This is a genomic window from Enterococcus sp. DIV0236, from assembly GCF_050558525.1.
Classification (GTDB): Bacteria; Bacillota; Bacilli; order Lactobacillales; family Enterococcaceae; genus Enterococcus; species Enterococcus faecalis.
Window position 1 is genome coordinate 1,052,231 of the sequence record NZ_CP187891.1, and the last position, 25,154, is coordinate 1,077,384.

At 37.5% G+C, this 25,154-nt stretch carries 26 protein-coding genes; 17 read left to right on the top strand and 9 right to left on the bottom strand.

Annotation, left to right across the window (positions count from 1 at the left end; all coding sequences use genetic code 11):
* Positions 1-16 precede the first annotated feature (16 nt).
* Positions 17-904 (top strand): ABC transporter permease, encoded by an 888-nt coding sequence (locus tag IGK27_RS05220; RefSeq protein ID WP_002357879.1) that lies wholly within the window; start codon positions 17-19, stop codon positions 902-904.
* On the top strand, positions 901-1,668 hold the full coding sequence (locus IGK27_RS05225) for an ABC transporter ATP-binding protein (protein ID WP_002357878.1): 768 nt from the start codon (positions 901-903) through the stop codon (positions 1,666-1,668). The genes IGK27_RS05220 and IGK27_RS05225 overlap by 4 nt, the downstream gene beginning before the upstream one ends.
* A 32-nt stretch (positions 1,669-1,700) precedes the next feature.
* Here the strand turns inward: IGK27_RS05225 and IGK27_RS05230 are convergent, their stop codons facing one another.
* The gene (locus IGK27_RS05230) at positions 1,701-2,162 is read right to left on the bottom strand and encodes a threonine/serine exporter family protein (RefSeq protein ID WP_002357877.1); all 462 of its coding nucleotides are present in this window, start codon (positions 2,160-2,162) and stop codon (positions 1,701-1,703) included.
* Between the two features lie 11 nt (positions 2,163-2,173).
* Positions 2,174-2,950, bottom strand: a complete 777-nt coding sequence (locus IGK27_RS05235) for a threonine/serine exporter family protein (RefSeq protein WP_002378231.1) — start codon at positions 2,948-2,950, stop codon at positions 2,174-2,176.
* 231 nt (positions 2,951-3,181) lie between these two features.
* Here IGK27_RS05235 and IGK27_RS05240 point away from each other — a divergent pair, with 231 nt between their 5' ends.
* A complete protein-coding gene (locus IGK27_RS05240) occupies positions 3,182-3,388 on the top strand; it encodes a hypothetical protein (RefSeq protein WP_002357875.1) in 207 nt (68 codons plus the stop codon).
* Between the two features lie 17 nt (positions 3,389-3,405).
* On the opposite strand, the gene IGK27_RS05245 is transcribed toward IGK27_RS05240, so the two are convergent.
* The gene (locus tag IGK27_RS05245; RefSeq protein ID WP_025186293.1) at positions 3,406-4,185 is read right to left on the bottom strand and encodes a Cof-type HAD-IIB family hydrolase; all 780 of its coding nucleotides are present in this window, start codon (positions 4,183-4,185) and stop codon (positions 3,406-3,408) included.
* A gap of 214 nt (positions 4,186-4,399) precedes the next feature.
* On the opposite strand from IGK27_RS05245, the gene IGK27_RS05250 reads away from it, so the two are divergent.
* Complete coding sequence (locus IGK27_RS05250) at positions 4,400-5,119, top strand: response regulator transcription factor (protein ID WP_010709366.1); 720 nt, start codon at positions 4,400-4,402, stop codon at positions 5,117-5,119.
* Positions 5,119-6,588, top strand: a complete 1,470-nt coding sequence (locus tag IGK27_RS05255) for a sensor histidine kinase (protein ID WP_002357872.1) — start codon at positions 5,119-5,121, stop codon at positions 6,586-6,588. The genes IGK27_RS05250 and IGK27_RS05255 overlap by 1 nt, the downstream gene beginning before the upstream one ends.
* 38 nt (positions 6,589-6,626) lie before the next feature.
* On the opposite strand, the gene IGK27_RS05260 is transcribed toward IGK27_RS05255, so the two are convergent.
* From IGK27_RS05260 to IGK27_RS05270, 3 genes are all read right to left on the bottom strand, one after another.
* Positions 6,627-7,178: a hypothetical protein gene (locus IGK27_RS05260; RefSeq protein WP_002361678.1), complete on the bottom strand. Its 552-nt coding sequence runs from the start codon at positions 7,176-7,178 to the stop codon at positions 6,627-6,629.
* A gap of 14 nt (positions 7,179-7,192) precedes the next feature.
* On the bottom strand, positions 7,193-7,894 hold the full coding sequence (locus IGK27_RS05265) for a hypothetical protein (RefSeq protein ID WP_002360505.1): 702 nt from the start codon (positions 7,892-7,894) through the stop codon (positions 7,193-7,195).
* Positions 7,895-7,999: 105 nt separating this feature from the next.
* Entirely contained in the window at positions 8,000-10,108 is a 2,109-nt protein-coding gene (locus IGK27_RS05270) for an LTA synthase family protein (protein WP_002357869.1), read from the bottom strand.
* Positions 10,109-10,365: 257 nt separating this feature from the next.
* Between IGK27_RS05270 and IGK27_RS05275 the strand changes: the two genes are divergently transcribed.
* On the top strand, positions 10,366-11,538 hold the full coding sequence (locus IGK27_RS05275; protein ID WP_033626358.1) for a class I SAM-dependent rRNA methyltransferase: 1,173 nt from the start codon (positions 10,366-10,368) through the stop codon (positions 11,536-11,538).
* A gap of 66 nt (positions 11,539-11,604) precedes the next feature.
* On the opposite strand, the gene rnhC is transcribed toward IGK27_RS05275, so the two are convergent.
* Positions 11,605-12,522 (bottom strand): ribonuclease HIII, encoded by a 918-nt coding sequence (gene rnhC, locus IGK27_RS05280; protein ID WP_002390139.1) that lies wholly within the window; start codon positions 12,520-12,522, stop codon positions 11,605-11,607.
* A gap of 218 nt (positions 12,523-12,740) precedes the next feature.
* Between rnhC and IGK27_RS05285 the strand changes: the two genes are divergently transcribed.
* From IGK27_RS05285 to IGK27_RS05325, 9 genes are all read left to right on the top strand, one after another.
* The gene (locus IGK27_RS05285; protein WP_002384650.1) at positions 12,741-15,161 is read left to right on the top strand and encodes a cation-translocating P-type ATPase; all 2,421 of its coding nucleotides are present in this window, start codon (positions 12,741-12,743) and stop codon (positions 15,159-15,161) included.
* A gap of 141 nt (positions 15,162-15,302) precedes the next feature.
* Complete coding sequence (locus tag IGK27_RS05290) at positions 15,303-17,189, top strand: Ig-like domain-containing protein (RefSeq protein ID WP_010818356.1); 1,887 nt, start codon at positions 15,303-15,305, stop codon at positions 17,187-17,189.
* Positions 17,190-17,394: 205 nt separating this feature from the next.
* Positions 17,395-17,868: a ribosome maturation factor RimP gene (gene rimP / locus IGK27_RS05295; RefSeq protein ID WP_002357863.1), complete on the top strand. Its 474-nt coding sequence runs from the start codon at positions 17,395-17,397 to the stop codon at positions 17,866-17,868.
* A 143-nt stretch (positions 17,869-18,011) separates the two neighbouring features.
* Entirely contained in the window at positions 18,012-19,211 is a 1,200-nt protein-coding gene (gene nusA, locus IGK27_RS05300) for a transcription termination factor NusA (protein WP_010818357.1), read from the top strand.
* Between the two features lie 20 nt (positions 19,212-19,231).
* Positions 19,232-19,531 carry an RNase P modulator RnpM gene (gene rnpM / locus IGK27_RS05305; RefSeq protein ID WP_002363794.1) on the top strand — a complete coding sequence of 100 codons (300 nt, stop codon included), beginning with the start codon at positions 19,232-19,234 and terminating at the stop codon, positions 19,529-19,531.
* Positions 19,521-19,826, top strand: a complete 306-nt coding sequence (locus tag IGK27_RS05310; protein ID WP_002357860.1) for a YlxQ-related RNA-binding protein — start codon at positions 19,521-19,523, stop codon at positions 19,824-19,826. The genes rnpM and IGK27_RS05310 overlap by 11 nt, the downstream gene beginning before the upstream one ends.
* Positions 19,827-19,838: 12 nt before the next feature.
* Positions 19,839-22,235 (top strand): translation initiation factor IF-2, encoded by a 2,397-nt coding sequence (gene infB, locus IGK27_RS05315; RefSeq protein ID WP_002357859.1) that lies wholly within the window; start codon positions 19,839-19,841, stop codon positions 22,233-22,235.
* Between the two features lie 24 nt (positions 22,236-22,259).
* Entirely contained in the window at positions 22,260-22,610 is a 351-nt protein-coding gene (rbfA, locus tag IGK27_RS05320; RefSeq protein ID WP_002360497.1) for a 30S ribosome-binding factor RbfA, read from the top strand.
* Positions 22,611-22,692: 82 nt separating this feature from the next.
* Positions 22,693-22,923: a hypothetical protein gene (locus tag IGK27_RS05325; RefSeq protein ID WP_010715121.1), complete on the top strand. Its 231-nt coding sequence runs from the start codon at positions 22,693-22,695 to the stop codon at positions 22,921-22,923.
* 59 nt (positions 22,924-22,982) lie between these two features.
* Here the strand turns inward: IGK27_RS05325 and IGK27_RS05330 are convergent, their stop codons facing one another.
* Both IGK27_RS05330 and IGK27_RS05335 read right to left on the bottom strand, forming a co-directional pair.
* Positions 22,983-23,468, bottom strand: a complete 486-nt coding sequence (locus tag IGK27_RS05330) for a toxin (protein WP_002382232.1) — start codon at positions 23,466-23,468, stop codon at positions 22,983-22,985.
* 34 nt (positions 23,469-23,502) lie between these two features.
* A complete protein-coding gene (locus IGK27_RS05335) occupies positions 23,503-23,985 on the bottom strand; it encodes a helix-turn-helix domain-containing protein (protein ID WP_002360496.1) in 483 nt (160 codons plus the stop codon).
* A 169-nt stretch (positions 23,986-24,154) separates the two neighbouring features.
* On the opposite strand from IGK27_RS05335, the gene IGK27_RS05340 reads away from it, so the two are divergent.
* On the top strand, positions 24,155-24,337 hold the full coding sequence (locus IGK27_RS05340) for a hypothetical protein (protein WP_002410734.1): 183 nt from the start codon (positions 24,155-24,157) through the stop codon (positions 24,335-24,337).
* A 45-nt stretch (positions 24,338-24,382) separates the two neighbouring features.
* Positions 24,383-25,138, top strand: a complete 756-nt coding sequence (locus IGK27_RS05345) for a DnaD domain protein (RefSeq protein WP_025191725.1) — start codon at positions 24,383-24,385, stop codon at positions 25,136-25,138.
* Positions 25,139-25,154: the final 16 nt, after the last annotated feature.

Below are 25,154 nucleotides of genomic sequence, written 5' to 3' on the forward strand. Positions count from 1 at the left end.
GAAAGTAGGAGAAGCGATGATTGTTTCAGCAATTGGACAAGGAATGTTATGGGCCTTGTTAGGACTAGGTATTTTTATGACTTATCGTATTTTAAATTTTCCAGATATGACCACAGAAGGTTCATTTCCGTTAGGAGGGGCGGTTTGTGTAACTGCCATTACAACAGGGGTTTCACCATTTGTAGCGACTCTTTTAGGGGTCGGAGCAGGAATGCTTGCCGGTTTAGTGACTGGTTTACTATTTACAAAAGGAAAAATTCCAATTATTTTAGCAGGAATTTTAGTGATGTCTGGTTTAAATTCCGTGATTTTATTTGTGATGAAATCGCCAAATAAGTCTTTATTAAACCAACCGAAGATTCAAGATGTTTTTCAAAAAATGGCCTTACCAGATTATTATGATACTATTTTTTTAGGGATTAGTGTTTTGGCTGTGGTAATGATTTTACTGTTATTTTTCTTTAACACTAGTTTAGGACAAGCCTATATTGCGACAGGTGACAATGAAGAAATGGCTCGCTCGATTGGCATTCAAACGGATCGCATGAAAATTTTAGGATTGGTTTTATCGAATGGCTTGATTGGCTTATCTGGCGCTTTGATTGCCCAAAATGATGGATATGCGGATGTAAGTAAAGGAACCGGCGTCATTGTGATTGGCTTGGCTTCACTCATTATTGGTGAAGTACTGTTTGGAGAATTAACGTTTGGTGAACGGTTGATGGCGATTGTTGTAGGGAGTATTATTTATCAACTATTGATTTTATTAGTGATTAAATTAGGCTTTGATACGACGTATTTGAAAATCTTCTCAGCAGTGATTTTAGCAATCTGTTTAATGATCCCACAATTGAAAAAAGCATTACGACTACACGGCTTTTCTGATAAGGGGGAAACGAAATGAAACCAGTTGTTGAATTAAAAAATGCGACAAAAATCATTGATAATGGGATGAATGAAAAAAAAGTGATTTTGGATCATGTGAACTTAGCCATTTATCCTGGGGACTTCATTACTGTTTTAGGTGGAAATGGCGCAGGCAAGAGTACGCTATTCAATAGTTTAGCAGGAACTTTGACACTAACAGAAGGACAATTTTTAATTGAAGGAGTCAATCGCACCAATCTTTCTGAAGTCAAACGGGCCAAATCTCTAGCGCGTGTTTTTCAAGATCCTAAAATGGGGACAGCACCAAGAATGACTGTGGCAGAAAATTTATTGCTTGCCATGAAACGCGGACAAAAACGTCCCTTAACATTACGGAAGATAAATGAGCAACGCGCCTTGTTTACAAAAATCTGCCAAGAAGTTGGCAATGGCTTGGAAAATCATCTGGATACACCGACAGGTAACCTTTCTGGCGGTCAACGCCAAGCCTTAAGTTTATTAATGGCCACTATCACAAAACCAGAATTATTACTTTTAGATGAGCATACTGCTGCCTTAGATCCCAAAACATCCAAGCAGTTGATGCACTTAACGGAACAACGGATTGAAGAAGGGAACTTAACTTGTTTAATGATTACCCATCGAATGGAAGATGCTTTACGATATGGCAATCGTTTAATTGTTTTACAAAAAGGTAAAATTGTTCAAGATTTAAACGCTGCTGAAAAAGCACAATTAACGCTACAAGATTTGTTGCTGTTCTTTGAAGAAGTAGAATAAAAAACAAGCTCGTTTTCTGAGCTTGTTTTTTTTTATTTTTTGACCAATCGGAAGAGTCGCTTGGGGAAAAAACGTTTGACAATTCGTTCCAGTAGCGAGGTCACCATAAAGCCCGCTGCGATAGCTGCAGCAGTAAAGACAACTTTTAAAATCAACTGCAAACCGTCATCAATATTTCCTAACAAAATGCTCCGAACCGCTTGATAGGCAGGGCCTCCTGGCACTAAAGGAACCAAACTTGGAATATAAAAAATAATCATCGGCATTTTTTTGTAACGGGAAAAAAAGATACTAGCGATTCCTAACCCGACCGTTCCTAAAAAGTTTGCAAAGGTTTGACTAGCATCAAAAGTTTGCGTTAAGACATAATAAATCATCCAGCCTGTCATGCCAGTAATGCCACAAGCCACCAGTGCTTTACGAGGAATGTTCGTAATAATACCAAACGTCACAGTCGCTAAAAAACTAAAGAGAAGATGAAAAATTAGTTCCATTTGAACACTCCTTACATAAATAATTTAAAAATCAAGGCAATTCCCAGGCCAACAGACCCAGCAATAAAAATAGCTTCTGTCCCTCGCGCCGTCCCGCTGATGAGGTGGCCCGCTAAAATGTCGCGAAAAGAGTTCGTAATCGCCACACCTGGAACTAACGGCATTACCGCACCAATAATAATATTATCGATGTTGACCGCTAAGTGAAAATGCACAGCCAAATAGGCCAACAAACCAATGACAAAAGCGGCTGCGAATGAATCGAGGTAAGGAACTTGGAATAACTTTTGGGTAAAAAGATAACTGGCATACCCAATCACGCCAACAAAAAAAGTTGCAATAAAATCTTGCCAAGTGCCACCAAAAATGTACATTAACGTACAACTAACAATCCCGGCTGCTAACAAGCGTAACGAAATTGAAAAAGTGGGGGTATCTGTTTCTAATAGAGTTAAGCGCTGATAAAGCTCTGGTAGAGTAATCTCTTTTTGCGCAAATTCTCTTGATAATTGATTGACAAGGCTAACTTTTTCCAAATTAATCGAGCGCTGGGGGATGTTTTCTAATTGCGTATAATTACTGGAACGAAAACCCACGAAAATCCCTGTAGCCGTCGTGTAACAAACGCTCTCTGGCTCGCCAGCATTTGCTGCAATCCGAGTAATTGTATCTTCGGTTCTATATACTTCAGATCCGCTTTCCAGCATAATTTTTCCAGCTAAAATGCAAGTATCAATAATTAATTGTTTTCTTTTTTCGCTATTAACCAAAGGAATGGCTCCTTTCATTTCGAGTTCACTTTTAGTGTATCATTTTTTTTAAGAACTGTACGCAATTTAAAACAGAGATAGAAAAAAAGTGTGATTTTTTACAAAAATGAAACGAATCTTAAGAATAAATGAAAACAAATAAGGAATTAGTAAAAATTATGGGTTAGTTGTAAGAATCTAGGATCTTTCCTTGCATTTTAGTAGGAAACATCCTATCCTAAACATAGAAAAACAAAGGGGTCAATAAAAATGGACAACCAATGGTTACTCTACGGAATTAGCAGTGTTGTATTAATTATTTTAATCAGAAGAACAATCCTATCAGGAAACATCGTATTAAGTTGTTTGTTGGGAGCGATTTTGCTGATTCAAGTAGTGGGAGTAGCTCTCTGTGCACAGCAGAAAAAGAAAAATGAACATACAAAAGAACTACCTTCTTCTAAAGTACATCAATAGAAGAAGGTAGTTTTCTCTTATAGTAAATCAAATTTTTTCAAGCCATTAACAATGCCATTCTCAGTATTTTTAGTTGAAATAAAGGTGGCTTTTTCTTTTAGTTCTTCCCGCGCATTACCCATGGCAATTCCATAATCACAGGCCTCAAACAGCGCCAAATCATTGATGCCATCACCAAAGGCATAAGTGGGAATGCCGTTTAATCCCAAAGTGTTAAAAAGATTTTTGACACCAGAGCCTTTAGAGACCCCTTTACGAACAATATCTATTGAAAAAGGACCATTGCGATAAAAGGTCAATTCAGGAAACCGCTCATAGTAATATTCATCATCATCGCCATGTTGACTTAAGACCAACATCATGTTGACGGCATCATTCTCATAACCTGTGGGATCAATTTCGGGAACAGCTGAATGAATATAATCATAGGCTTGTTTCACTGTGCCAGTATGCCCTGTACAAAAAATACGGCGCTCATTGTAAAAAGCCAATTCATGACCACGCTGTTTGACATGTTCATGCAGTGAAACACATTCCTCTGTTGTAAATTCATCTGAATAAATCGTTTTTCCTTCATAATGAATAAATTGCCCGTTCATTACAATCGCAGAATCAATGCCACTGGCTTTCATAATTGGCTGAATCTCACACAAGGTCCGTCCTGTCGCAATTAAAGGTAAAATTTGATTGTCTTTCAAGGTCGCCACTGCTGCGGTAATCTCAGGAGTTATTTGCGATGTTCCATCTAACAAAGTTCCATCTAAATCAAAAAAAGTAATAGCTTTCATTTTATCCATACCCTAACATCCTCTCTACGCTTGTTATTTTAACAAACTTTTCTGAAAAGACAATGGGTTCACTTCGTTTTCTTTAAAAGAGCAGGAAAAAAAGTGATTTTTGATGGTTCTGTAAAGGATTTTTGAAGAAATATAGAATCGGTTGGTACAAATTCAATTTTAGAGTATACTACAATAGAGCAGTTTTATGAAAAGTGAATAAGGAGTGAATGAAATGAATATATTAATGATTGAAGACAATGAATCCGTCTCAGAAATGATGCAAATGTTTTTCTTAAATGAAGGGTGGGAAGCTACCTTTAAAGATGATGGCAAAGAAGGATTGACGACTTTTCTTGCTTCGCCAGAAAAATGGGACATGATTACGTTAGACTTAAACTTACCTAGTATGGATGGGATGGCTGTTTGTCGTGAAATTCGCAAAGTTTCAGCCAATGTTCCCATTATTATGTTGACCGCTCGTGATTCTGAAAGTGACCAAGTAATTGGCCTTGAAATGGGTGCGGATGATTATGTGACAAAACCATTTAGTCCATTAACTTTGATTGCACGGATGAAAGCTCTACATCGTCGTGCCGAGGTGGCAGAGGCTGCGCATGATACGTCTGAGAATACAGATGAAACATTTGATGTGATTACGGATCATTTTAAAATGAATACGAAAACACGAGAAACATATTTAGATAATCAATTAATTGAAGGCTTAACACCTAAAGAATTTGATTTGCTATACACTTTAGCAAAAAAACCACGCCAAGTCTTTTCACGCGAACAACTACTAGAATTGGTTTGGGACTATCAATACTTTGGCGATGAACGGACAGTTGATGCCCATATCAAAAAATTACGACAAAAAATTGAAAAAGTAGGTCCTCAAGTCATCCAAACGGTTTGGGGCGTAGGGTATAAATTCGACGATTCAGGTGTTGCTTAATGAAGTATTTGTATCAACAATTACTTGCTTTTATAGGTGTGATCGCTCTGATTATTCTCATTGTCGGAACGTCTTTCACACAATTGACCAAGCGCACAATGCAAGAAAATAACTATGAACAGCTATATGGTTATGCAGAATCGGCTTTAGAAACACGTGACTTTTTTATTAATGTCGCAGGCGTTTCGGATCGAGATGTTTTATCCTATTCATTTCAGTTGACTGAGCGTGTACTCCAGAAGCAAGATGTGCAATTTGTGTTTATTAACAAGGACCGCGAAGTGCAGTACCCACCAGTTGATAGCACAAAAAAATTAGACTTTTCCTTAATCGATAAAAATTGGGATCAAATCATGAAAGGCAATCGTGTTTATGCAACAGAAAACATTGATATTTACGGGGCCCGAAATACTTCGTCCTATGTAATGTTACCGGTGTATGCATCAAATCAGTCTTCTGATAAAAAAGTGATTATTGGTTCACTAGTTATTACACAACCTGCCAAAAACGTTGACCGAAGTGTTCAGTCCGTGACACAAAACTTGATTAAAGGCTTTATTTTTTCTGGTGTGATTGCCTTGTTACTAAGCTATCTATTTGCGACTTTCCAAGTGAAACGAATAAATCGGATGCGTAAAGCCACCAAAGAAATTACTAGTGGAAATTTTGATATTCAATTACCGGTTCATGACAAAGATGAATTTGATGACCTAGCAGAAGATTTTAATAAAATGGCCGCGTCTTTAAAAGAATCACAAGAAGAAATCAATCGGCAAGAAGAGCGCCGTCGTCAATTTATGGCGGATGCCTCTCATGAAATGCGGACGCCTTTAACAACTATTAATGGCTTGTTAGAGGGATTGCAGTATAATGCTATTCCTGAAAATCAAAAAGAGAATGCGATTAAACTGATGCAAAATGAGACCGCTCGCTTGATTCGCTTAGTCAATGAAAATCTTGATTATGAAAAAATTCGGACCAACCAGATTCAAATTGTTGTGAAGAAGTTCAACGGAACAGAAGCTTTAGAAAATATTGTGACTCAACTAACGGCCAAAGCTGAAGCCGCCGGTAATCAATTGTATTTAGACACCACCGAACCAATTGATGTGTATGCCGATTATGATCGTTTCGTTCAAGTGGTTGTCAATATTGTTCAAAATGCGATCCAATTTACTGAAAATGGCGAAATTCATATTGCTTTAGAAAAAGGCTATTTAGAAACCATTGTCCGTATTTCTGATACAGGAATCGGCATGACGGAAGAGCAAATTCTGAATATCTGGGATCGTTATTACAAAGTAGATCCATCCCGTAAAAATACGAAATATGGAGAATCAGGATTAGGCTTACCAATCGTTCAACAATTGGTCCGTTTGCATAAAGGAAAAATTAATGTTGAGAGTGAACTTGGTAAAGGCACCACGTTTATTATTTCATTTCCTGATGTTGAAATTACTGAAAACTAAAGAAAACGTCTGGTCACAATCAGTGCCAGACGTTTTCTTTAGTTTAATAACGCATGTAGAGACAGGGGGTGCACATAGGGACTATCAATAATTTGTGGATCTTTTGTCAGAAATAGCAAGCGCTTGTTTCTTTTTTGAACTGCTATTTTTAATTGAGGTAAAATTTCTTGACGTTGTCCAATCGTTAATGAAGAAAAGATGTCATCAATCACTAACGTACTTGTTTTTGAAAGCAAAAGTTGTATTATGCGCATTTTAATTTTTTCAAAAGTCGTAAAAGAAGTAAAGGAACGACCAAGTAAGGCAGGTTCTAATTGGAACACCTGGAAAGCTTCGGCTAGAACTACTTTTCGATCCCGTTCTTTGATCGTACTAGCGATAAATAAATTTTCTTCTAATGGCAAGTAGGGCAAAAAGGTTTCACTAGAAGAAAGCCTAGTAATGGTTAATTGGTTTGTTTGGAAAAAATCGGCCAATGCGAGTTCTTGTTCTGGAGCAGAATAAATGATTCCATAAACTTCTCGCAAAGCTAACGCGTCGAATGAGGATTTTTTTTCGGTTATTTTTTTGAATGATGGTGTGACATTCATAGAAAATCCCTCCCTTATTTCTTATGTGTACGTAAATAAATCAACGTGAAAGGAGTCCCGCAAACAAGAGGAATGCCAAGCAAGATTAAGCAGTTAACAAAGCAATTACGGATTGTATAAAGTGACTGCATACTTTTAAAATCAAAAGAAAACGCTTGGATCGTTTGAATCCCTAAATGCTGGATATTTGTAATCGTGACATCCTGGTCGGTACTTTTAGCTAAAAATGCTGGAGTTTCCAAATGAGACCACTGTAAAATAGCATCACGAGCAGCCCAAAGAACAGTATTATACGTTTCTTGAAACATTAAAGTGAAAAGTAAAAAACTGAAAATTCCTAATAGAGCCGGTAAACATAACTCTAGTAAGAGCTGTTTGGTGACATACATATTTGAAAAGTGCATGTGATACCATGTATGTATTTCTTCCTTTTTTATGCGTAATGTCACATACATCAACAGAAGAAAAGTAACACCAAAGAAAATGACACTACCTAGATAGAGGTGCCAATAGTATTGGATCAGTTGGTAATGGTAACTAGTTTGTTTTTCAATATCGACAAAGTCTGGCATCGTTCGTAAAAACTCTTTTTCAAAATCAATTAAGTTAAACAGCCCAGTCAATAAGAAAGAGAACAGGAAGAAGAAGAGTGCGGTGATTAACGTGATTTTTTTATGATAAAAACTACTAGCTGTAGCGTAACGGACACTTCTCATCAACTTTCACCTCTCTAAACTATCTTTAGTATAGTGAAATAATATGAATTAATTATGAAAAAGTAGCAAAAAAGCTTGAGCAAATTGCTCAAGCTTTTTGAAGATTTATTTACCCGTTTTTTGATAGCCTTGATAACTGTCAGTGTGATATTCATCAACGGTTGATTTATTATTGTTTTTACTGTAAACACTCGTTGATTTTTCACCTTTTTCTTTTTCAATTGCTTCCAGTTGTTGCAATTGGTTCTTGTAATCATAGTCTTCTGGGTTAACTGGTTTTAAGCCGCTATTGGTATAGAAACGAAGCAAGTCACCGTTAGTAATTTGGTCAGACGTTTCTAATTGTTTCGTCGCTTTGGCTTTTAAATCAGCGACTTCTTTCTTAACTTCTTCGGTTGGCTCTGTAATTAAAGTGCCTGTTTTAGTATCGTAAATGCTAGAACCTAAAATAGTATATTTAGGTGTTACAACATTGCCGTTGCGGAAAGCAACGATTTGATTGTGTTGTTTAGAGAATAAATCTTGGCCTAACTGAATGTAGTTTTTCGTATCGACACCAAGCAAGTGTAGAAGGGTTGGTAAGGCATCAACTTGGCCGCCATACGTATGGTTCACACCGCCATTTTCTTGACCAGGAACGTGAATCATATAAGGAACACGTTGCATATTGGCGTTGTCAAAATCGTTCCAATCTGCTTTGGTTTTACCTACTAACTCTGCTAAGTTTTGGTTTCTTGAATTAGAAACCCCATAGTGATCGCCATAAAGAACAATGACTGAGTTTTCATAGAGACCTGAAGATTTCAAGTAGTTAAAGAATTCTTCGACCGCTTTATCTAAATAATTCGCTGTTGCAAAGTAACCATTAATTGTTTCGTCAGAGGTTTTTGCAATTGGGAATCCTGCTTCATCGTTTGTAAATTGAGAATAAGGATAATGATTGGACACAGCAATAAATTTAGAATAGAACGGTTGTTGTAAATGTTCTAAATATTGAACGGATTGATTAAAGAATGGTTTATCGTGTAACCCATATTGGAATGAGTTATCTGAATTAACATCATAATAACTAGCATCAAAGAAATAGTCATAGCCTAAACGTTTATAGGTTTCATTTCGATTCCAGAAGTTACCGGCATTTCCGTGGAAAGCAGCGCTAGTGTAACCTTGCGTTTGTTTTAAAATATCGGGTGCTGCTTCAAACGTATTTTTGCCACCAACTTGTGTAAAGAGTGAACCTTGGTCTAAACCAAATAGTGAATTTTCAAGTAACGTTTCGGCATCACTTGTTTTTCCTTGACCAACTTGGTGGAAGAAGTTATCAAAGCTAAAGGTACTTTTACTATTGTAAAGACTATTGATAAATGGTGTGACTTCGTGTTCTACGCCATTTTCATCTTTTAATTTGTAATTAACTAAAAATTGTTGGAAACTTTCTAAATGGATATAAATTACATTTTTGCCTTTTGCAATACCAAACTTACTATCATCGGGTGCCGCATATTGTTGTTTCACGTAATCTTCAACTTGTTTCATATCGTTAGCACTGGCTTCGGCACGGACTTGGTTTGTTTGGTAAGTCGTAATGCCATCGTACACGGTAAAGGCATTTAAGCCTAAGAATTTCACGATATAGTCACGAGAGAATTGACGTCCTAATAATTGGGGACGTTCTGTTTCAGCCATAAATAGATTGAATAAGAAAAAGACAACAGAAAGGAGTGTGACAGAGACTGCTACACGTGCGCGGACTGGACGCGCATCTGTTTTAATTTTTTTCGTTAATAATAATACGCCAATAATAATGAAGTCTAAGAAATAAATGACGTCATAAGGTCTAAAGAGACGTAAGGCACTTTCGCCAAGACCGCTAGCTACTTTGCCAGCACCAAGCATCGTATTAACTGTGATGAAGTCAGTAAATTCTCGATAATACACGACATTTGAGAAGAGCAGTAAACTCATCAAGAAGTAAATAATCATCATTGTAATATAAGAAGCTTTTTTACGGCGAACATACAAAGCGATGGCTAATAAAAAGACCGTTGTGGCAATTGGATTAATTAAGAGTATGAAGTACTCGTTAATATTTTCCAAACGTAAATGGAAATCAACGGCGTACGCAAAGAGGTTTTTTAGCCACAGTAAGATGGCGATTAGCGAGAATAACCCCAGTCGCGTGTTCAAAATATTTGTTTTAAATAATTTTTTCAAAATAAACGTCCTTTCTAAACGATGATTCTATAAAAGTAAAATTAGGTAAATTTCGTATTTTACAATATCGCTTTAATTTTACTCTTTCACAAATTTTATGTCAATTCTTACCGAAGTGAGGAATGGTGATGTTAAAGAAAACTTACTATTTCCTTAAACTTTTTAGTTCGTTAAATGACGTGAAGCTTGAATCCTTTAAAGACAGATGGGCCTTTTTTTGCTATACTAGATAGGACTTTGAAAAGTAGGTGTACAGAATGAAACTTCAAGTAACTAAAAAAGCAGAACATAAATTTAAAAAAGGATATCCTTTAATTCAGAAAGAAGATTTGCAACAAGTGCCAGCGCCGTTGCCAACAGATTGGCTTACTTTGATTGATAGTAAAGGCCAGCGTTTAGCCGAAGGATATTTAGGCGAACAAAATAAAGGAATTGGTTGGTTGCTGTCATGGCATGGACCAATTAATCAATCTTTTTTTCAACAACTCTTTGAAATAAGTCGTGAGAAGCGGACGTCTTTTGAAAAGGATTCGCTGACAACCGCTTATCGATTATTTAATGGAGAAGGGGATGGCATTGGGGGAGTGATCATCGATCGCTATGCAGATTACGCCGTTTTTTCATGGTATAATGAAACCCTTTATCAGAAAAAAGCCGAACTTTTGACGGCGTTTCGCACAGTTTACCCTGACATTATTGGTGCCTACGAAAAGATTCGCTTTTCCACAAAAGATTTACCAGAATCACAGTTTTTGTATGGCGAACAAGCACCCAAGCCATTACTTGTCACTGAAAATGGCGTTCAATTTGCTACCTATTTAAACGAAGGATTAATGACAGGCATCTTTTTAGATCAAAAAGAAGTTCGTGGTCGATTAGTAGATGGTTTTGCAGTAGGTAAAACAGTCTTAAATATGTTTAGTTATACAGGTGCTTTTTCAGTAGCTGCCGCTATGGGAGGTGCCGTGGCCACCACTAGTGTGGATTTAGCTAAACGAAGCTTACCGAAAACGACTGAGCAATTTGAAGTCAATCATTTAAATCTTGCCCCGCAAAAGATTATTGTTATGGATGTTTTTGACTATTTTAAATATGCTTCACGTAAAGGCTTGAGTTATGACATGATCATTTTGGATCCGCCAAGTTTTGCTCGCAACAAAAAGAAAGTTTTTTCCGTTGCTAAAAATTATGGGGAGCTAGTGAAAGATTCTATTGATATTTTAACGGATAAGGGAACGCTTATTGCCTCAACCAATGCGGCAAATTTATCCTTAGCCAAATATCAAAAAATGGTGATTACTGCCTTGCAAGAGAAAAATGTCCGTTACAAGATTACGGACACGTATCAATTACCGGCAGACTTTCAAGTGAATCCTAATTTTCCAGAAGGTAATTACTTAAAAGTCCTGTTTATCGAAATTGAAAAATAATTTTTTACACCAAGCAAAAGTCCCAGCGCCGCTAATCGGCATTGGGACTTTTGCTTGGTTTTTATTTTATAGTAACTTTTGGGCTTTTTGGGTGTTTGCAAAATGCAGCTTCGCGTAGTTCGCTAATAAGTCTAGGCCGCCTTTTTTCAAAATACGGGCGGCTACTTGGTCTGATTTGCTGCCGGCACCAGAGGGCACAGAGAAACCCAATTCTGCAGATTCTTTGTCTAACTCTTCTAAAAAAGCAGCGCGGCTAATAATAGAGGCGGCAGCAACAGCAACATGATACTGCTCTCCTTTAGTGACGAAGAACAATTTTTCAGTGACTTGATTTTTTTCATTACGAACATATTTCCGATAATTATTTTCAGGGGTGAATTGGTCAATCAAAATCCCTTCTGGCTTTGTGGGAGCCAACTCTTGTAGCAACAGATAAATCGCTTGGTTATGCAAAGCGACTTTCATGTGTACAGCATTGTAGTTTGGTTGGATCTCATTGTATTTTTTTGGTTCAACGATTAATAACTTGTAAGGAATCAGTTCTTTAATGACATGTGACAATTGAATAATTTGTGGGTCGGTTAATTCTTTGGAATCACGAACACCCAATGCTTTTAGTTTGCTAATCATGCTTTTGTCAACATAGGCAGCACAGACAGTTACTGGACCAAAATAGCTACCATTACCGACTTCATCGGAACCTATCACAGACCAGTTGCCAAAATCAGCAGGCAGCGTTGTAGTCTGGGGGGACACTTTTTTCTGTGGTGTGGTACTAGTTCCTTCCCAACGAGCGGCCTCTTTTTCAGCTTGAGGTCCCTGAAACATGACTTTACCTGATTGATAAGCAGTGATGGTAGTGGTGCCAACCTTGGCCACAAAGACAGTATAAGGGACCGTTTTATTTAAACGATTGGGTTGATAAACAGTGGTCATCTCTGCTAATGTTTTTTTACTAACTTTAATTACGTGATTCTGTGCCATCAATTGTTCCTCATTTCTTGATATTTCTTCTTTACTATAGTAAAGGAAAAACAAGTAAATGAAAAGGTTTTGCGTTAGCTTGTTCCTGAAAATGACAATGTTTAGGAAATGTATAATTTTTTTCTATAGTTGGGCGCTAGTTGTTATCTAAATTTTTATTCAGTGCTATACTGTGGGAGAGAAGGAGACGATGAAAGAGTCGATTAGAACAAGGGGTGATGTGTTTGAGAAGAAAAAAAGAAATGCAAGAAAATGAACCAATAGCAGTGACTGCTAACGCGGAACGCTATTATCCAGAAGATAAACAAGGCTTGACGGCCGCACAAGTTGAAGAAAGACAGCGAAAAGGCTTAGTCAATGCCGCCGTCGATACAGAATTTATCACAACGAAACAGATTGTTATTAATAACGTATTTACGTATTTCAACTTAATTTTTGTGGTACTAGGTGTGTTATTAATGCTGGTACAATCTTATAAAAATATGACCTTTTTGCCAGTAGTAATCATTAATACGGTCATTGGAATTTACCAAGAAATTAAGTCGAAGAAAGTATTAGATAGCTTAAATATTCTAAATGCTACAAAAGTAACCGTTGTGAGGGATGGCCAAGAACAAGAAATTTCGCCAGATGAACTGGTTTTGGACGATGTGGTGCTCTTTAAATCGGGTGAACAGATTTCTGGGGATGCAATTGTCTTATCTGGTGAAGTCCGTGTGAATGAATCCTTGTTAACTGGGGAATCTGATGAGATTACCAAAGTAGCAGATAGCCAACTTTTGTCAGGTAGCTTTATTGTGTCAGGTTCTTGTTATGCAAGAATTGATAAAATTGGCGCTGAGGCCTATGTTCATCAATTAACGCTTGAAGCGAAGTCAATTAAAAAAGGGGAACAATCAGAGATGGTCGGTTCCATTAACCGTTTGGTGAAATGGGTAGGGATTATTATTATCCCGATCGGCTGTGTTCTATTTTTCCAAAGTTATTTCATCAACCATCAAGGGCTTCATGACAGCATTGTCTCCATGGAAGCTGCCTTGATTGGGATGATTCCAGAAGGGTTGTACCTTTTAACAACCGTTGCATTAGCTGCCAGCACAATGCGCTTAGCGAAGCGCGGCGTTTTATTGCACAACATGAAAAGTATCGAATCCTTAGCACGTGTCGATGTGTTATGTGTAGATAAAACAGGAACAATTACTGAAAACACGATGGAAGTCCAAGAGTTGGTTCCTGTGGTGAGTATCGAAAATGATGGTACAGACTTAACCAATGTCGAAAAATTAATTGGCGATTTTTGCCGAACAATGTCAGCTGACAACGATACGATGAAAGCGATGAAAGAATTTTTTGTTACTAATAATCAGAGGGAAGCCGTTAGCTATACCTCGTTTTCGTCTGTCGAAAAATTTAGTAGCGTGACTTTCCCGGAAGCGACGTATATTCTTGGGGCGCCAGAGATGATTTTGAGAGACAATTATGAAATGTATCAATCTGAAGTGGAACATTATACAAGTCAAGGCTATCGCTTATTGGTGTTCGGAAAGTATTTAGGAGAATTTCAGGAAACGTTGGCAGCAGAGGTTCAACCTCTAGGCTACATTCTTCTTTGGAATCCGATTCGTAAAGAAGCCAAAGCAACTTTTGAATATTTCGCTGAACAAAATGTGGCTATTAAGGTCATTTCTGGCGATAATCCTTTAACAGTATCCAATGTAGCACAAGCGGCAGGCATTATTGGTGCTGAAAATTATGTGGACGCGCGAACATTAACTACAATGGAAGCCCAGACAGAAGCTTTAGAAAAATACACCGTTTTTGGTCGTGTCACGCCAGAACAAAAGAAACAATTTGTATTATTGTTGAAAAAATTAGATCATACAGTGGCGATGACAGGGGATGGAGTCAATGATATTTTAGCCATGAAAGAAGCAGATTGTAGTATTGCCATGGCTTCAGGAAATCAAGCTACAGCACAAGCCTCGCAAGTTGTGTTGTTGGATTCTGATTTTTCAACGATGCCGGAGGTTGTCTTTGAAGGCCGCCAAGTAGTTAATAACATTGAACGCTCTTCAAGTTTATTCCTTGTAAAAAATATTTTCTCCTTGCTGATGTCTGTCTTTGCTATGATTTTTGCCGTGACATATCCTTTACAACCGACACAAGTCACATTGATTAGTTTATTTACAATTGGGATTCCTTCGACATTTCTAGCTTTGGAACCAAATCATCGTCGCATTGAAGGGAAATTTCTTTTCAATGTGTTATCAAAAGCAATTCCTGGTGGGTTAACGGATATGTTAGTAGTCGGTGCCTTACTAATTTGTGGTGATATTCTTGCACTTCAAAAAACGGACATTTCAACGACTGCAACATTGTTGCTAGTTTCAGTCGGCTTTATGGTTCTTTATAAAATTAGTTCACCAATGAATCGTTACCGCAAGCGCGTAATGATTGGCTGTTTAATCGGAATGGTTATTACAAGTATTTCCATGAAAAACTTGTTCTCGTTAACTTCGGTATCGCCAACAGCCTTGTTACTTTTAGCCATTCTTTTCTTTGCAGCAGACTCAACTTTCCAACATTTATCAACCATTTCTGAAAAAGTTCAATTATGGTTTTATAAGAAAAGACATTAGGAGCAAAACACCGAGCCAAAATTATTTTGGTTAGGTGTTTTTTGTTTTTTATCGTTGGGAAAAATAAAAACACTTGCACCTAGTTAATCCTTGATAGTATAAACCTAACCAATTATTTTAGATAGGAAGGATTGAATAAAAATGAAAAAAAGAAGTTTTGTCTATTGGGGAATGTTTTTCATTCTTTTGTCGACGCTGATAACGCCTTTTCTGAAACTTGAAACAGGATATGCGCAAACGGAACCAACTAGTACCAGTGAAACCAATCAAATTTCTGCTACGCCAAATGTAGTGCCGCGTAAACAAGTGGGCAACATTGTGACAGCGATTCAACTAACGGACAAAGAGGGAAACCCACTTGGGACCATTAATCAATATACAGACATCTACCTCCGAATTGAGTTCAACTTACCGGATAATACCGTTAATAGTGGGGATACGAGTGTGATTACTTTGCCCGAAGAGCTACGTCTCGAGAAAAATATGACCTTTAATGTAGTAGATGATACAGGTGCTGTGGTTGCAATTGCACAGACCGATGTAGCAAATAAAACGGTCACGTTAACGTATACAGATTACGTAGAAAACCATGCCAATATTAGTGGGTCTTTATATTTTACAAGTTTGATTGATTTCGAAAATGTGGAAAATGAATCCAAGATTCCTATTTACGTCACGGTTGAAGGGGAAAAAATATTTGCTGGCGATCTTGATTACCAAGGTGAAGGCGATGATGTTAACGAAAAATTTAGCAAGTATTCGTGGTTTATCGAAGACGATCCAACCGAAATTTACAATGTACTACGGATTAATCCAACAGGGCAAACGTATACTGATTTAGAAGTGGAAGATGTGCTAAAAACAGAAAGTTTAAGTTATATGAAAGACACTATGAAAATTGAACGAGGACAATGGACACTGGATGGAAATGCTATTTGGCAATTCACGCCAGAGGAAGATATAACTGGTCAGTTGGCTGTCCAGTATGGTCCTGATGACCGTAATTTTTCGGTGCATTTTGGCAATATTGGGACTAACGAATATCGTATCACCTATAAAACCAAAATCGATCATCTTCCCGAAAAAGGTGAAACCTTCACAAATTATGCAAAATTAACAGAAAATCAAACGGTGGTGGAAGAAGTCGAAGTGAGTCGTGTCTCACAAACGGGTGGTGGAGAAGCTAATGGTGAACAATATGTTGTTGAAATTCATAAAGAAGATGAAGCAGGCCAGCGTTTAGCAGGTGCAGAGTTTAAACTCATTCGTAACTCAACCAATCAAACAGTGGCCAAAATCACAACAGATCAAAACGGAACAGCGGTTGTTAAAGGCTTGTTAAAAGATAACTATACTTTAGAAGAAACCAAAGCACCTACCGGTTACCAGCTTTCGCAAAACAAGATTTCAATAACACCTGAAGACTTTGGTAAAAACTTAGTTGCACTGAAAACTGTTGTGAATCATAAGATTTCATATCAACCAGTCGCTGCCTCATTTTTAGCTGGAAAAGTTCTTTTAGGAAAACCACTGAAGGATGCTGAATTTGAATTTGAATTGTTAGATGAGAAAGGCACAGTACTAGAAACGGTTAGTAACGATACTTTAGGGAAAATTCAATTTTCACCATTAACCTTTGAAACTCCTGGAAACTATCAATACACCATTCGGGAAGTAAACACGCAACAGACAGGTGTTTCCTACGATACGCACAACCTTCAAGTTCAAGTAACCGTCGAGGCGCTTTTAGGAAATCTTGTAGCAACTACTCAGTATGATGGAGGTCAAGTATTTACTAATCACTATACGCCAGAAAAACCTATAGAAAGTACCACACCACCAACGAGTGGGACAACAGATACTACCACGAATTCAACCACAGAAACTACTTCAATAACCATTGAAAAACAGGCGATTCGTAATAAGGAATTGCCAAAAACAGGAGAAACAAAAGAAAACGCGTTTCTTTTCTTAGGTAGCCTTCTTTTGATCCAAGGATTATTTATCTATTTTAAAACGAAAAAATAATCGCTTAGATAGTTTCAGTAATCGAGACAAAATGTGCAAATTTCGAGAGATTTAGCTTGTTCATTTGAGTTTGGAGTGGTTCTGTGCTATACTATCTTTAGCGTAATGATACTAGTTGGGAGTGAGCGGATTTCTGCTCACTCTTTTTGATGGAAAAGTCATCAGGACACGGTTCGTTACATCAATCTCGAAGGAGGCGAAAATTTTGAGTAGTGCTGTGGAAACTGTAACAAAGTTAGTCACACCAATCTTAGAAGAACAAAATTTTGAACTTGTGGAAGTAGAGTTTGTTAAGGAAGGAAAAAATTGGTTTTTACGAGTATTTATCGATAAAGAAGGTGGCATTGATATTGAGGAATGTGCCTTTGTCAGCGAAAAATTAAGTGAAAAACTAGATGCAATGGATCCAGATCCAATTCCGCAAGCGTACTTTCTGGAAGTTTCTTCTCCGGGAGCAGAACGTCCGTTAAAGAAAGAAAGCGATTATGAACAAGCGGTAGGTAAGTACATTCATATTTCTCTTTATCAAGCAGTTGATGGAGAAAAACAGATTGAGGGTACCTTAGTCCATCTTGATTCAGAACAATTAACATTAAGTGTAAAAATTAAAACCAGAGTGAAGGAAATGACTTTTGAACGTAAAAATATCGCAAAAGCTCGTTTAGCCATTCAATTTTAATCAACAGACTCGAATGTAAAAAAGGGTCCACTAAAAGTTTTACTTTTAGCTAGGCCTGTGACAAGTTTTAACGAGAAGTTTTTCCCTTGGAAGAAGAACCACTCGTTCAGCTTTAACGAATCCATAGGAGGAAAAGAAAAACAATGAGCAAAGAAATGTTAAATGCATTAGACGTATTAGAAGCTGAAAAAGGGATTCCTAAAGATACGGTGATTGAAGCGTTACAAGCAGCTTTAGTTTCTGCATATAAAAGACATTATGGACAAGCAAGCAACGTCGAAGTTGAATTTGAACCAAAAAAAGGCAATATTCACGTGTATGCTGTCAAAGAAGTAACAGAAGAAGTATTTGATTCACAATTGGAAGTTTCATTAAAAGATGCCGTTGCATTAAATGGGGCATATGAAATCGGCGACAAAATTCGTTTTGAAGTTACGCCAAAAGACTTTGGCCGCATTGCTGCCCAAACAGCAAAGCAAGTAATTTTACAACGTGTCCGTGAAGCAGAAAGAACAATTATTTATAATGAATTTAGCGAATACGAAAATGACATCATGCAAGGAATTGTTGAACGTCAAGATCGTCGTTATATCTATGTAAACTTAGGTAAAATCGAAGCAGTCTTATCAAAACAAGATCAAATGCCAAATGAATTTTACCAACCGCATGATCGGATTAAAGTTTACGTATCACGTGTTGAAAACACATCAAAAGGCCCACAAGTTTTTGTAAGCCGTAGTCATCCAGATTTACTAAAACGTCTTTTTGAACAAGAAATTCCAGAAGTTTATGATGGAATTGTTGAAATCGTAAGCGTCGCTCGTGAAGCTGGTGATCGTTCAAAAGTAGCCGTTCGTTCAACAGATCCTAATATTGATCCAGTGGGTACCTGTGTTGGTCCAAAAGGCCAACGTGTCCAAGCGATTGTGAATGAATTAAAAGGCGAAAATATGGATATTGTGGAATGGAACGAAGATCCAGCTATTTATATTAGTAATGCCTTGAATCCAGCTCAAGTATTAGATGTTATTTTTGATCCAGAAAATAGCAAAGCATGTACAGTTGTTGTACCTGATTATCAATTGTCATTAGCAATTGGTAAACGTGGTCAAAATGCGCGCTTAGCTGCTAAATTAACGGGCCATAAAATTGATATCAAATCAGAATCTGATATGGCTGAATTTTATGAACAACAAGCCAATCAAGAAGTTGCCGAAGTGGAAGAAGAAATGGATGAAGCAATTATCCATTCAGATATGACGGCAGATGATTACGAAAACTTGGCTGCTGAAGAAGCAGTTGTTGAAGCAGAAATTACAGAAGAATTACCTGAACAAGAATAACGTTTTTGGAGGGTGAAAAAATGAAAAAGAGAAAAATTCCAATGCGTAAATCGGTTGTTTCAGGCGAAATGAAACCGAAAAAAGAATTAGTCAGAATTACTCGCTCCAAAGAAGGCGAAGTGGCCTTAGATCCAACTGGTAAATTACCAGGACGTGGCGCTTACGTTGATTTGGATCCTGCGGAAGTCCAAAAAGCTTGGGATAAAAAAATTCTTGATCGTGTCTTAGAAACAAAATTAAGTGATGAATTTTATCAAGAACTATTGGATTATGTAACACATCAAAAAGCCCGCAAAGAGTTGTTTGGCGATGGAAAATAAAACCAAAATTTTGAACCTTTTAGGTTTAGCAATGCGCGCCGGTAAATTAGTCACAGGCGAGGAATTAACCCTTAAAGATATTCGTGCAAACAAAGCGAAATTTGTGTTTGTTGCGCAAGATGCCAGTGAGAATACTAGAAAGAAAATCAAGGACAAAAGTTCTTATTATAATGTTCCTGTTAGCGAACTGTTCAGTCAATTCGAGCTCAGCCAAGCGATTGGGCGACCACGAATGGTTATCGGAGTAACTGATGCAGGATTTGCCACCAAAATCAAGGAATTACTAAAAGGTTAGGAAGGTGATTGCATGGGAAAAAAAAGAATTTATGAACTAGCAAAAGAAATGAATAAAGCAAGCAAAGACGTTGTCGATAAAGCGCATCAATTAGGTATGGATGTTAAAAACCATATGGGCGCAATTAGTTCCGAGCAAGAAACAAAGCTTCGTCAAGCATTCGGAGGAGGAAGTACCGTAAATACTCAATCAAAAGCAACAAACAACCAAAAGCAACAAACAACACAAAATAAACCAGCCAATAAGAAACCAATGAACAATAAACCTGGTGAACAAAGAAATAACCAAAATCGTCCAAACAATCAATCAACGAATGGACAACAAAGAAACAACAACAACCAAAATCGTCACGGCCAAAGCAACACACAAAACCGTAGCAATCAAACAAATACAAACAATCAAAACCGCAATACCCAAAACAATAACGGTTCTACAACGAATCAAAATCGGACCAGCCAAAATAACAATGGCGGGAACAACCAAAACCGTGGCGGCCAAAACCGTAACAACAATTTTGGTGGCGGTCAAAATCGTAATAACCGGAATAACTTTAATAACCAAAACCGCAATCGTTTCAACAAAAAAGGGAAAAAAGGCAAACATCAACAAGAATCAGCGAAGCCAGCAGTACCAGCACGTAAATTCCGTGAATTACCAGATGTTTTAGAATATACAGAAGGTATGAACGTGGCGGATATTGCGAAAAAAATCCACCGCGAACCAGCGGAAATCATCAAAAAATTATTTATGATGGGTGTCATGGTTAACCAAAACCAAGCCTTAGATAAAGATACAATTGAATTATTAGCTGTGGACTATGGCATGGAACCGCAAGAAAAAGTCCAAGTTGATATTGCGGACATTGATAAATTCTTCGAACCAGAAGCAGTTGTTGAAGAAAACTTAACTACACGTCCCCCTGTTGTCACAATCATGGGACACGTAGACCACGGGAAAACAACATTATTAGATACATTGCGCCATTCTCGTGTGACTTCAGGTGAAGCAGGCGGTATCACGCAGCATATTGGTGCCTATCAGTTAGATATTGATGGCAAACCAATTACGTTCTTAGATACACCAGGACATGCGGCCTTTACTAGTATGCGCGCGCGTGGTGCCAGCATCACTGATATTACCATCTTAGTTGTTGCAGCGGACGATGGAGTAATGCCACAAACAATCGAGGCGATTAACCATGCCAAAGCGGCAAAAGTGCCGATTATTGTAGCAGTTAACAAAATTGATAAGCCTGGTGCGAACCCTGATCATGTGAAACAAGAATTAAGTGAACATGAATTAATTCCTGAAGAATGGGGTGGAGATACGATTTTCGTCAATATTTCAGCGAAATTCAATCAAAACATTGATGAGCTATTGGAAAATATTTTATTGATTGCTGAAGTAGAAGACTTAAAAGCTGATCCAACGCAAAAAGCAATTGGAACAGTGATTGAAGCGCGCTTAGATAAAGGTAAAGGTCCGGTTGCGACATTACTCGTTCAACAAGGAACTTTACATGTTGGTGATCCAATCGTTGTTGGTAATACTTACGGACGTGTTCGTGTGATGACCAATGACATGGGCCGCCGTGATAAAGAAGCAGGACCCGCAACTCCTGTAGAAATTACCGGATTAAATGATGTTCCTCAAGCGGGTGATCGTTTTGTGGTCTTTGAAGATGAAAAAACAGCACGTCAAGCAGGGGAAGAACGGGCTAAACGTGCGTTGCTTGAACAACGTTCAGCAAGTAGCCGTGTGACATTGGATAACTTATTTGAAAGTCTAAAAGAAGGCGAATTAAAAGAAGTTAATATCATTGTCAAAGCAGACGTACAAGGATCTGCCGAAGCCGTTTCAGCAAGTTTACAAAAAATTGATGTAGAAGGCGTTCGTGTGAAAATTGTTCACGCGGCAGTTGGGGCCATCAATGAAAGCGACGTAACTTTAGCTGCAGCAAGTAATGCGATTATTATCGGCTTTAACGTTCGCCCAACACCACAAGCGAAACAACAAGCAGAACAAGAAGAAGTTGATATTCGTTTACACCGTATTATCTATAAAGCCCTAGAAGAAATCGAAACAGCGATGAAAGGGTTATTAGATCCAGAATTTGAAGAAAAAATTACGGGTCAAATGACGGTTCGTGAATTGTACAAAGTATCTAAAGTTGGCACAATCGCTGGCTGTTATGTTACAGAAGGCTTTATTCGCCGCGATAGTGGCGTGCGTGTCATTCGTGATGGTATTGTTATTTATGAAGGTAAATTAGCAAGCTTGAAACGCTTTAAAGATGATGTGAAAGAAGTCAAACTTGGTTTTGAATGTGGCGCTATGATTGAAAACTTCAATGATTTACGTGTAGATGATGCGATTGAAGGCTTCATTATGGAAGAAATCAAACAATAATTTTAGTAATTGGAGGAAGACACTATGGCAAATTATCGTGACCGTCGTGTAGGTCAAGAAATCATGCGTGAAGTGAATGATATCTTGAACAAACGCATCAGAGATCCACGCGTCCAAGGCATCACTATTACAGATGTTCGTGTGACCGGTGATTTACAACAAGCAACGATTTATTACAGCTTGTTATCTGATTTAGCTTCCGAACAACAAAAAGCTCAACAAGGCTTAGACAAAGCCAAAGGACTGATTCGTAAAGAATTAGGACAACGGTTAACCTTGTATAAAACACCAGAGTTGATTTTTGAAAGAGACGAATCTGTCCAATACGGAAATCACATTGATGAGTTGATTCGTAAGTTGAATCAAGGTGAATAATTAAAAAGAAAAAGCACACCAGACGAATGGTGTGCTTTTTCTTTTCATGATTTCTTGATAAAATAGTCATGGAGGTGCAAAGATGAAAAGAATTGTTGTTTTCTATAAAAATGGAGATCGTTATTTAAAAGAAATGGGTTCAGGCAAGAGTTCCCTGTACTTTTTTCTTTTCTTCTTTGTACTACATAGTATGCGGGAACATATTATTCAGTTCATCGGATTTTGGCCGTCATTTATATTCGTCCTTATACTTGTCCCCAATCTTATGCTTGGCGTTGGACATATTAACCATTGGTACAAAAACCGCTCTTGAATTTTCCAGAATACTTTTAAGCATGGAACAAAATCCTTATTGATTTTGTTCCATGCTTTTTAAGTTAACCCAGTATTTAATACCATCACAGAATAATCCCTAAATTCAAAAATCCGTCCTTTATAAAGATAAGTGGCGCCATACTTTTGTCGATAGTACGTAATCACATTTTTTAATGTTTCAACATCGATTTCCAAAAATTCAGCACAAGAATAATGGTTGCTTAAGCCAGCTTCAGAGCAACGAATTAAATCGTCTAATGTAACTAATTGCTCTAAGGCCACATTGCGGGCTTTCAACTCTTGCTTCCGATTTTCTGTACAATTTTGATTTAAAATAGTGCCAACGGATGTTTGATAATGCCCGTATTCCTCGGCTAAAATGTTCTTCTTTTGACGGGTACTCAATGTTTTTTCAATATAAATTTTGCCATTTCGATACAACCCATAACAACCTGTTTGATTGTATAAATCAATTTCTAAAACCGTCACATCCTTTTGAATGGAACTGACGAGTTTTTCATAATCATTCACTTTACCATTCACCTGCCATTACTTAATAAAAAGAGTAGATGGGAAGTTAATCCTCTTTTTTGTCAGAAGAAATCGATTGTTGATATTTGGCATCAATTTCATCCAAGTAATCGTGAATTTTCTCGATTTCTTCTTTTGAAAATATCTTTTCTGGATCCCCAGCGTGGGCAGCCAGTGTCATTTCGTCACGGCGAGGGAATGAGAGAATTTCTGCTTGCGTTTGTTGTTCGTGTAATTGTTGTTCGGCAAATTGATAAACGATGGCTTGTCGTTGGGGTTCTAATTTTTTATAAATGCGGTCGATAGTTGAGGCATTTTTTTCCATGGGAACTTCTTGTCCCATCAACCAGGCCTCATTAATGTCTAATGCATCTGCAATGCGATAAACTTTGTCTTGTTTTGCTTCGTAACGACCAGCTAGCCAATCGCTGATCGAAGATTTACCGATGCCAGTTTTTTTCGCTAAATCACTAGGTTTGATGTTCTTGGCTGTTAAAGCCTCTTTTAAACGGACAGCAAAAATGTTCATATTTCCGAACCTCCTATTGCCTCAAAGTATACTATACCTGTTTAGAGAAGGCAAGTAACAATCGCAATTAAATTTAGCAGTTCATAAAACCGAACTTATGAGTTGACAGTGAAAATATTTGATGCTAAGATAGAGCCATTCAAATGTTCGGTTAACTGAACAAATTTTTTTGAACGCTTTGTTCGGAAAACCGTATTTTTCTAGAAAGGGTGAAGAAATGAGTCAGAACTATAAAAAAACGTTGTCGGATATGTTACTTTTAGCAATTATTTTATTAATAAGCAGTGTCTCAATAAAAATTGGGGCCATCGTGATTGGTATGATTGGCCTCATGGAATTACTAACAGAGTAACAATAATTTAGTCAAAAGGAGAGAAGCGGATTGGCAGAACGACGCATGTTTGCAAAAACGATTATTGATAGTGATGCGTTTTTAGATATGCCCTTATCAAGTCAGGCTCTGTATTTTCATTTAGCGATGCGTGCCGATGATGATGGATTTATCAATAATCCCAAAAAATTGCAGCGAATGGTCGGTTGTGGGGAAGACGATCTAAAATTGTTGATGGTTAAAAAATTTATTCTAGTATTTGAAAGTGGTGTGATCGTTATCAAACATTGGAAAATTCATAATTATATTCGCAGTGATCGTTACAAACCAACCTTGTATCAAGAAGAGAAAAATCAGATTGTTGAAAAAAATAGCAAAGCTTATACGTTTAAAGCAGAATCGTCTGTCGGTGGTCAACCAGCTGACTACCAACGGTTACCACAGGAAAGCATAGTCCAGTCTAAGTTAGGTCAGAGTCAAGGTAGTAGTTCAGAAAACGATTGTTTAAAGATGATTTATCATTTTTATGAGGAAAACGGCTTTGGTACACTGGCCTCAAAAACAAGCCAAGATTTTAAGTATTGGTTGCAAGATTTTATACAAAAAGGGGCTAGCCAAGAGGAAGCATGCCAATTAATCTTGCATGCTTTAGGAATTGCAGTCGATCGAAATAAACGGAATTACGGCTATGTAAATGCTATTTTGAAAAGTTGGGAGCAACAAAATTATTTATCCGTACATGAAGTTCTGGTAAATGATAAAAAACAAGTGTTGGAGCATACGCCGCAAATGACAGAAGAATATCAAGAGTTAGGTTTTTAAAGAAAGGAGGAAATCA

Excerpts from the sequence above, each read along its gene's own strand:
- IGK27_RS05220 (WP_002357879.1), top strand. The coding sequence starts at position 17 with ATGATTGTTTCAGCAATTGGACAAGGAATGTTATGGGCCTTGTTAGGA.
- IGK27_RS05225 (WP_002357878.1), top strand. The coding sequence starts at position 901 with ATGAAACCAGTTGTTGAATTAAAAAATGCGACAAAAATCATTGATAAT.
- IGK27_RS05230 (WP_002357877.1), bottom strand. The coding sequence starts at position 2,162 with ATGGAACTAATTTTTCATCTTCTCTTTAGTTTTTTAGCGACTGTGACG.
- IGK27_RS05235 (WP_002378231.1), bottom strand. The coding sequence starts at position 2,950 with ATGAAAGGAGCCATTCCTTTGGTTAATAGCGAAAAAAGAAAACAATTA.
- IGK27_RS05240 (WP_002357875.1), top strand. The coding sequence starts at position 3,182 with ATGGACAACCAATGGTTACTCTACGGAATTAGCAGTGTTGTATTAATT.
- IGK27_RS05245 (WP_025186293.1), bottom strand. The coding sequence starts at position 4,185 with ATGGATAAAATGAAAGCTATTACTTTTTTTGATTTAGATGGAACTTTG.
- IGK27_RS05250 (WP_010709366.1), top strand. The coding sequence starts at position 4,400 with ATGAATATATTAATGATTGAAGACAATGAATCCGTCTCAGAAATGATG.
- IGK27_RS05255 (WP_002357872.1), top strand. The coding sequence starts at position 5,119 with ATGAAGTATTTGTATCAACAATTACTTGCTTTTATAGGTGTGATCGCT.
- IGK27_RS05260 (WP_002361678.1), bottom strand. The coding sequence starts at position 7,178 with ATGAATGTCACACCATCATTCAAAAAAATAACCGAAAAAAAATCCTCA.
- IGK27_RS05265 (WP_002360505.1), bottom strand. The coding sequence starts at position 7,894 with ATGAGAAGTGTCCGTTACGCTACAGCTAGTAGTTTTTATCATAAAAAA.
- IGK27_RS05275 (WP_033626358.1), top strand. The coding sequence starts at position 10,366 with ATGAAACTTCAAGTAACTAAAAAAGCAGAACATAAATTTAAAAAAGGA.
- rnhC (WP_002390139.1), bottom strand. The coding sequence starts at position 12,522 with ATGGCACAGAATCACGTAATTAAAGTTAGTAAAAAAACATTAGCAGAG.
- IGK27_RS05285 (WP_002384650.1), top strand. The coding sequence starts at position 12,741 with ATGTGTTTGAGAAGAAAAAAAGAAATGCAAGAAAATGAACCAATAGCA.
- IGK27_RS05290 (WP_010818356.1), top strand. The coding sequence starts at position 15,303 with ATGAAAAAAAGAAGTTTTGTCTATTGGGGAATGTTTTTCATTCTTTTG.
- nusA (WP_010818357.1), top strand. The coding sequence starts at position 18,012 with ATGAGCAAAGAAATGTTAAATGCATTAGACGTATTAGAAGCTGAAAAA.
- rnpM (WP_002363794.1), top strand. The coding sequence starts at position 19,232 with ATGAAAAAGAGAAAAATTCCAATGCGTAAATCGGTTGTTTCAGGCGAA.
- IGK27_RS05310 (WP_002357860.1), top strand. The coding sequence starts at position 19,521 with ATGGAAAATAAAACCAAAATTTTGAACCTTTTAGGTTTAGCAATGCGC.
- infB (WP_002357859.1), top strand. The coding sequence starts at position 19,839 with ATGGGAAAAAAAAGAATTTATGAACTAGCAAAAGAAATGAATAAAGCA.
- rbfA (WP_002360497.1), top strand. The coding sequence starts at position 22,260 with ATGGCAAATTATCGTGACCGTCGTGTAGGTCAAGAAATCATGCGTGAA.
- IGK27_RS05325 (WP_010715121.1), top strand. The coding sequence starts at position 22,693 with ATGAAAAGAATTGTTGTTTTCTATAAAAATGGAGATCGTTATTTAAAA.
- IGK27_RS05335 (WP_002360496.1), bottom strand. The coding sequence starts at position 23,985 with ATGAACATTTTTGCTGTCCGTTTAAAAGAGGCTTTAACAGCCAAGAAC.
- IGK27_RS05345 (WP_025191725.1), top strand. The coding sequence starts at position 24,383 with ATGTTTGCAAAAACGATTATTGATAGTGATGCGTTTTTAGATATGCCC.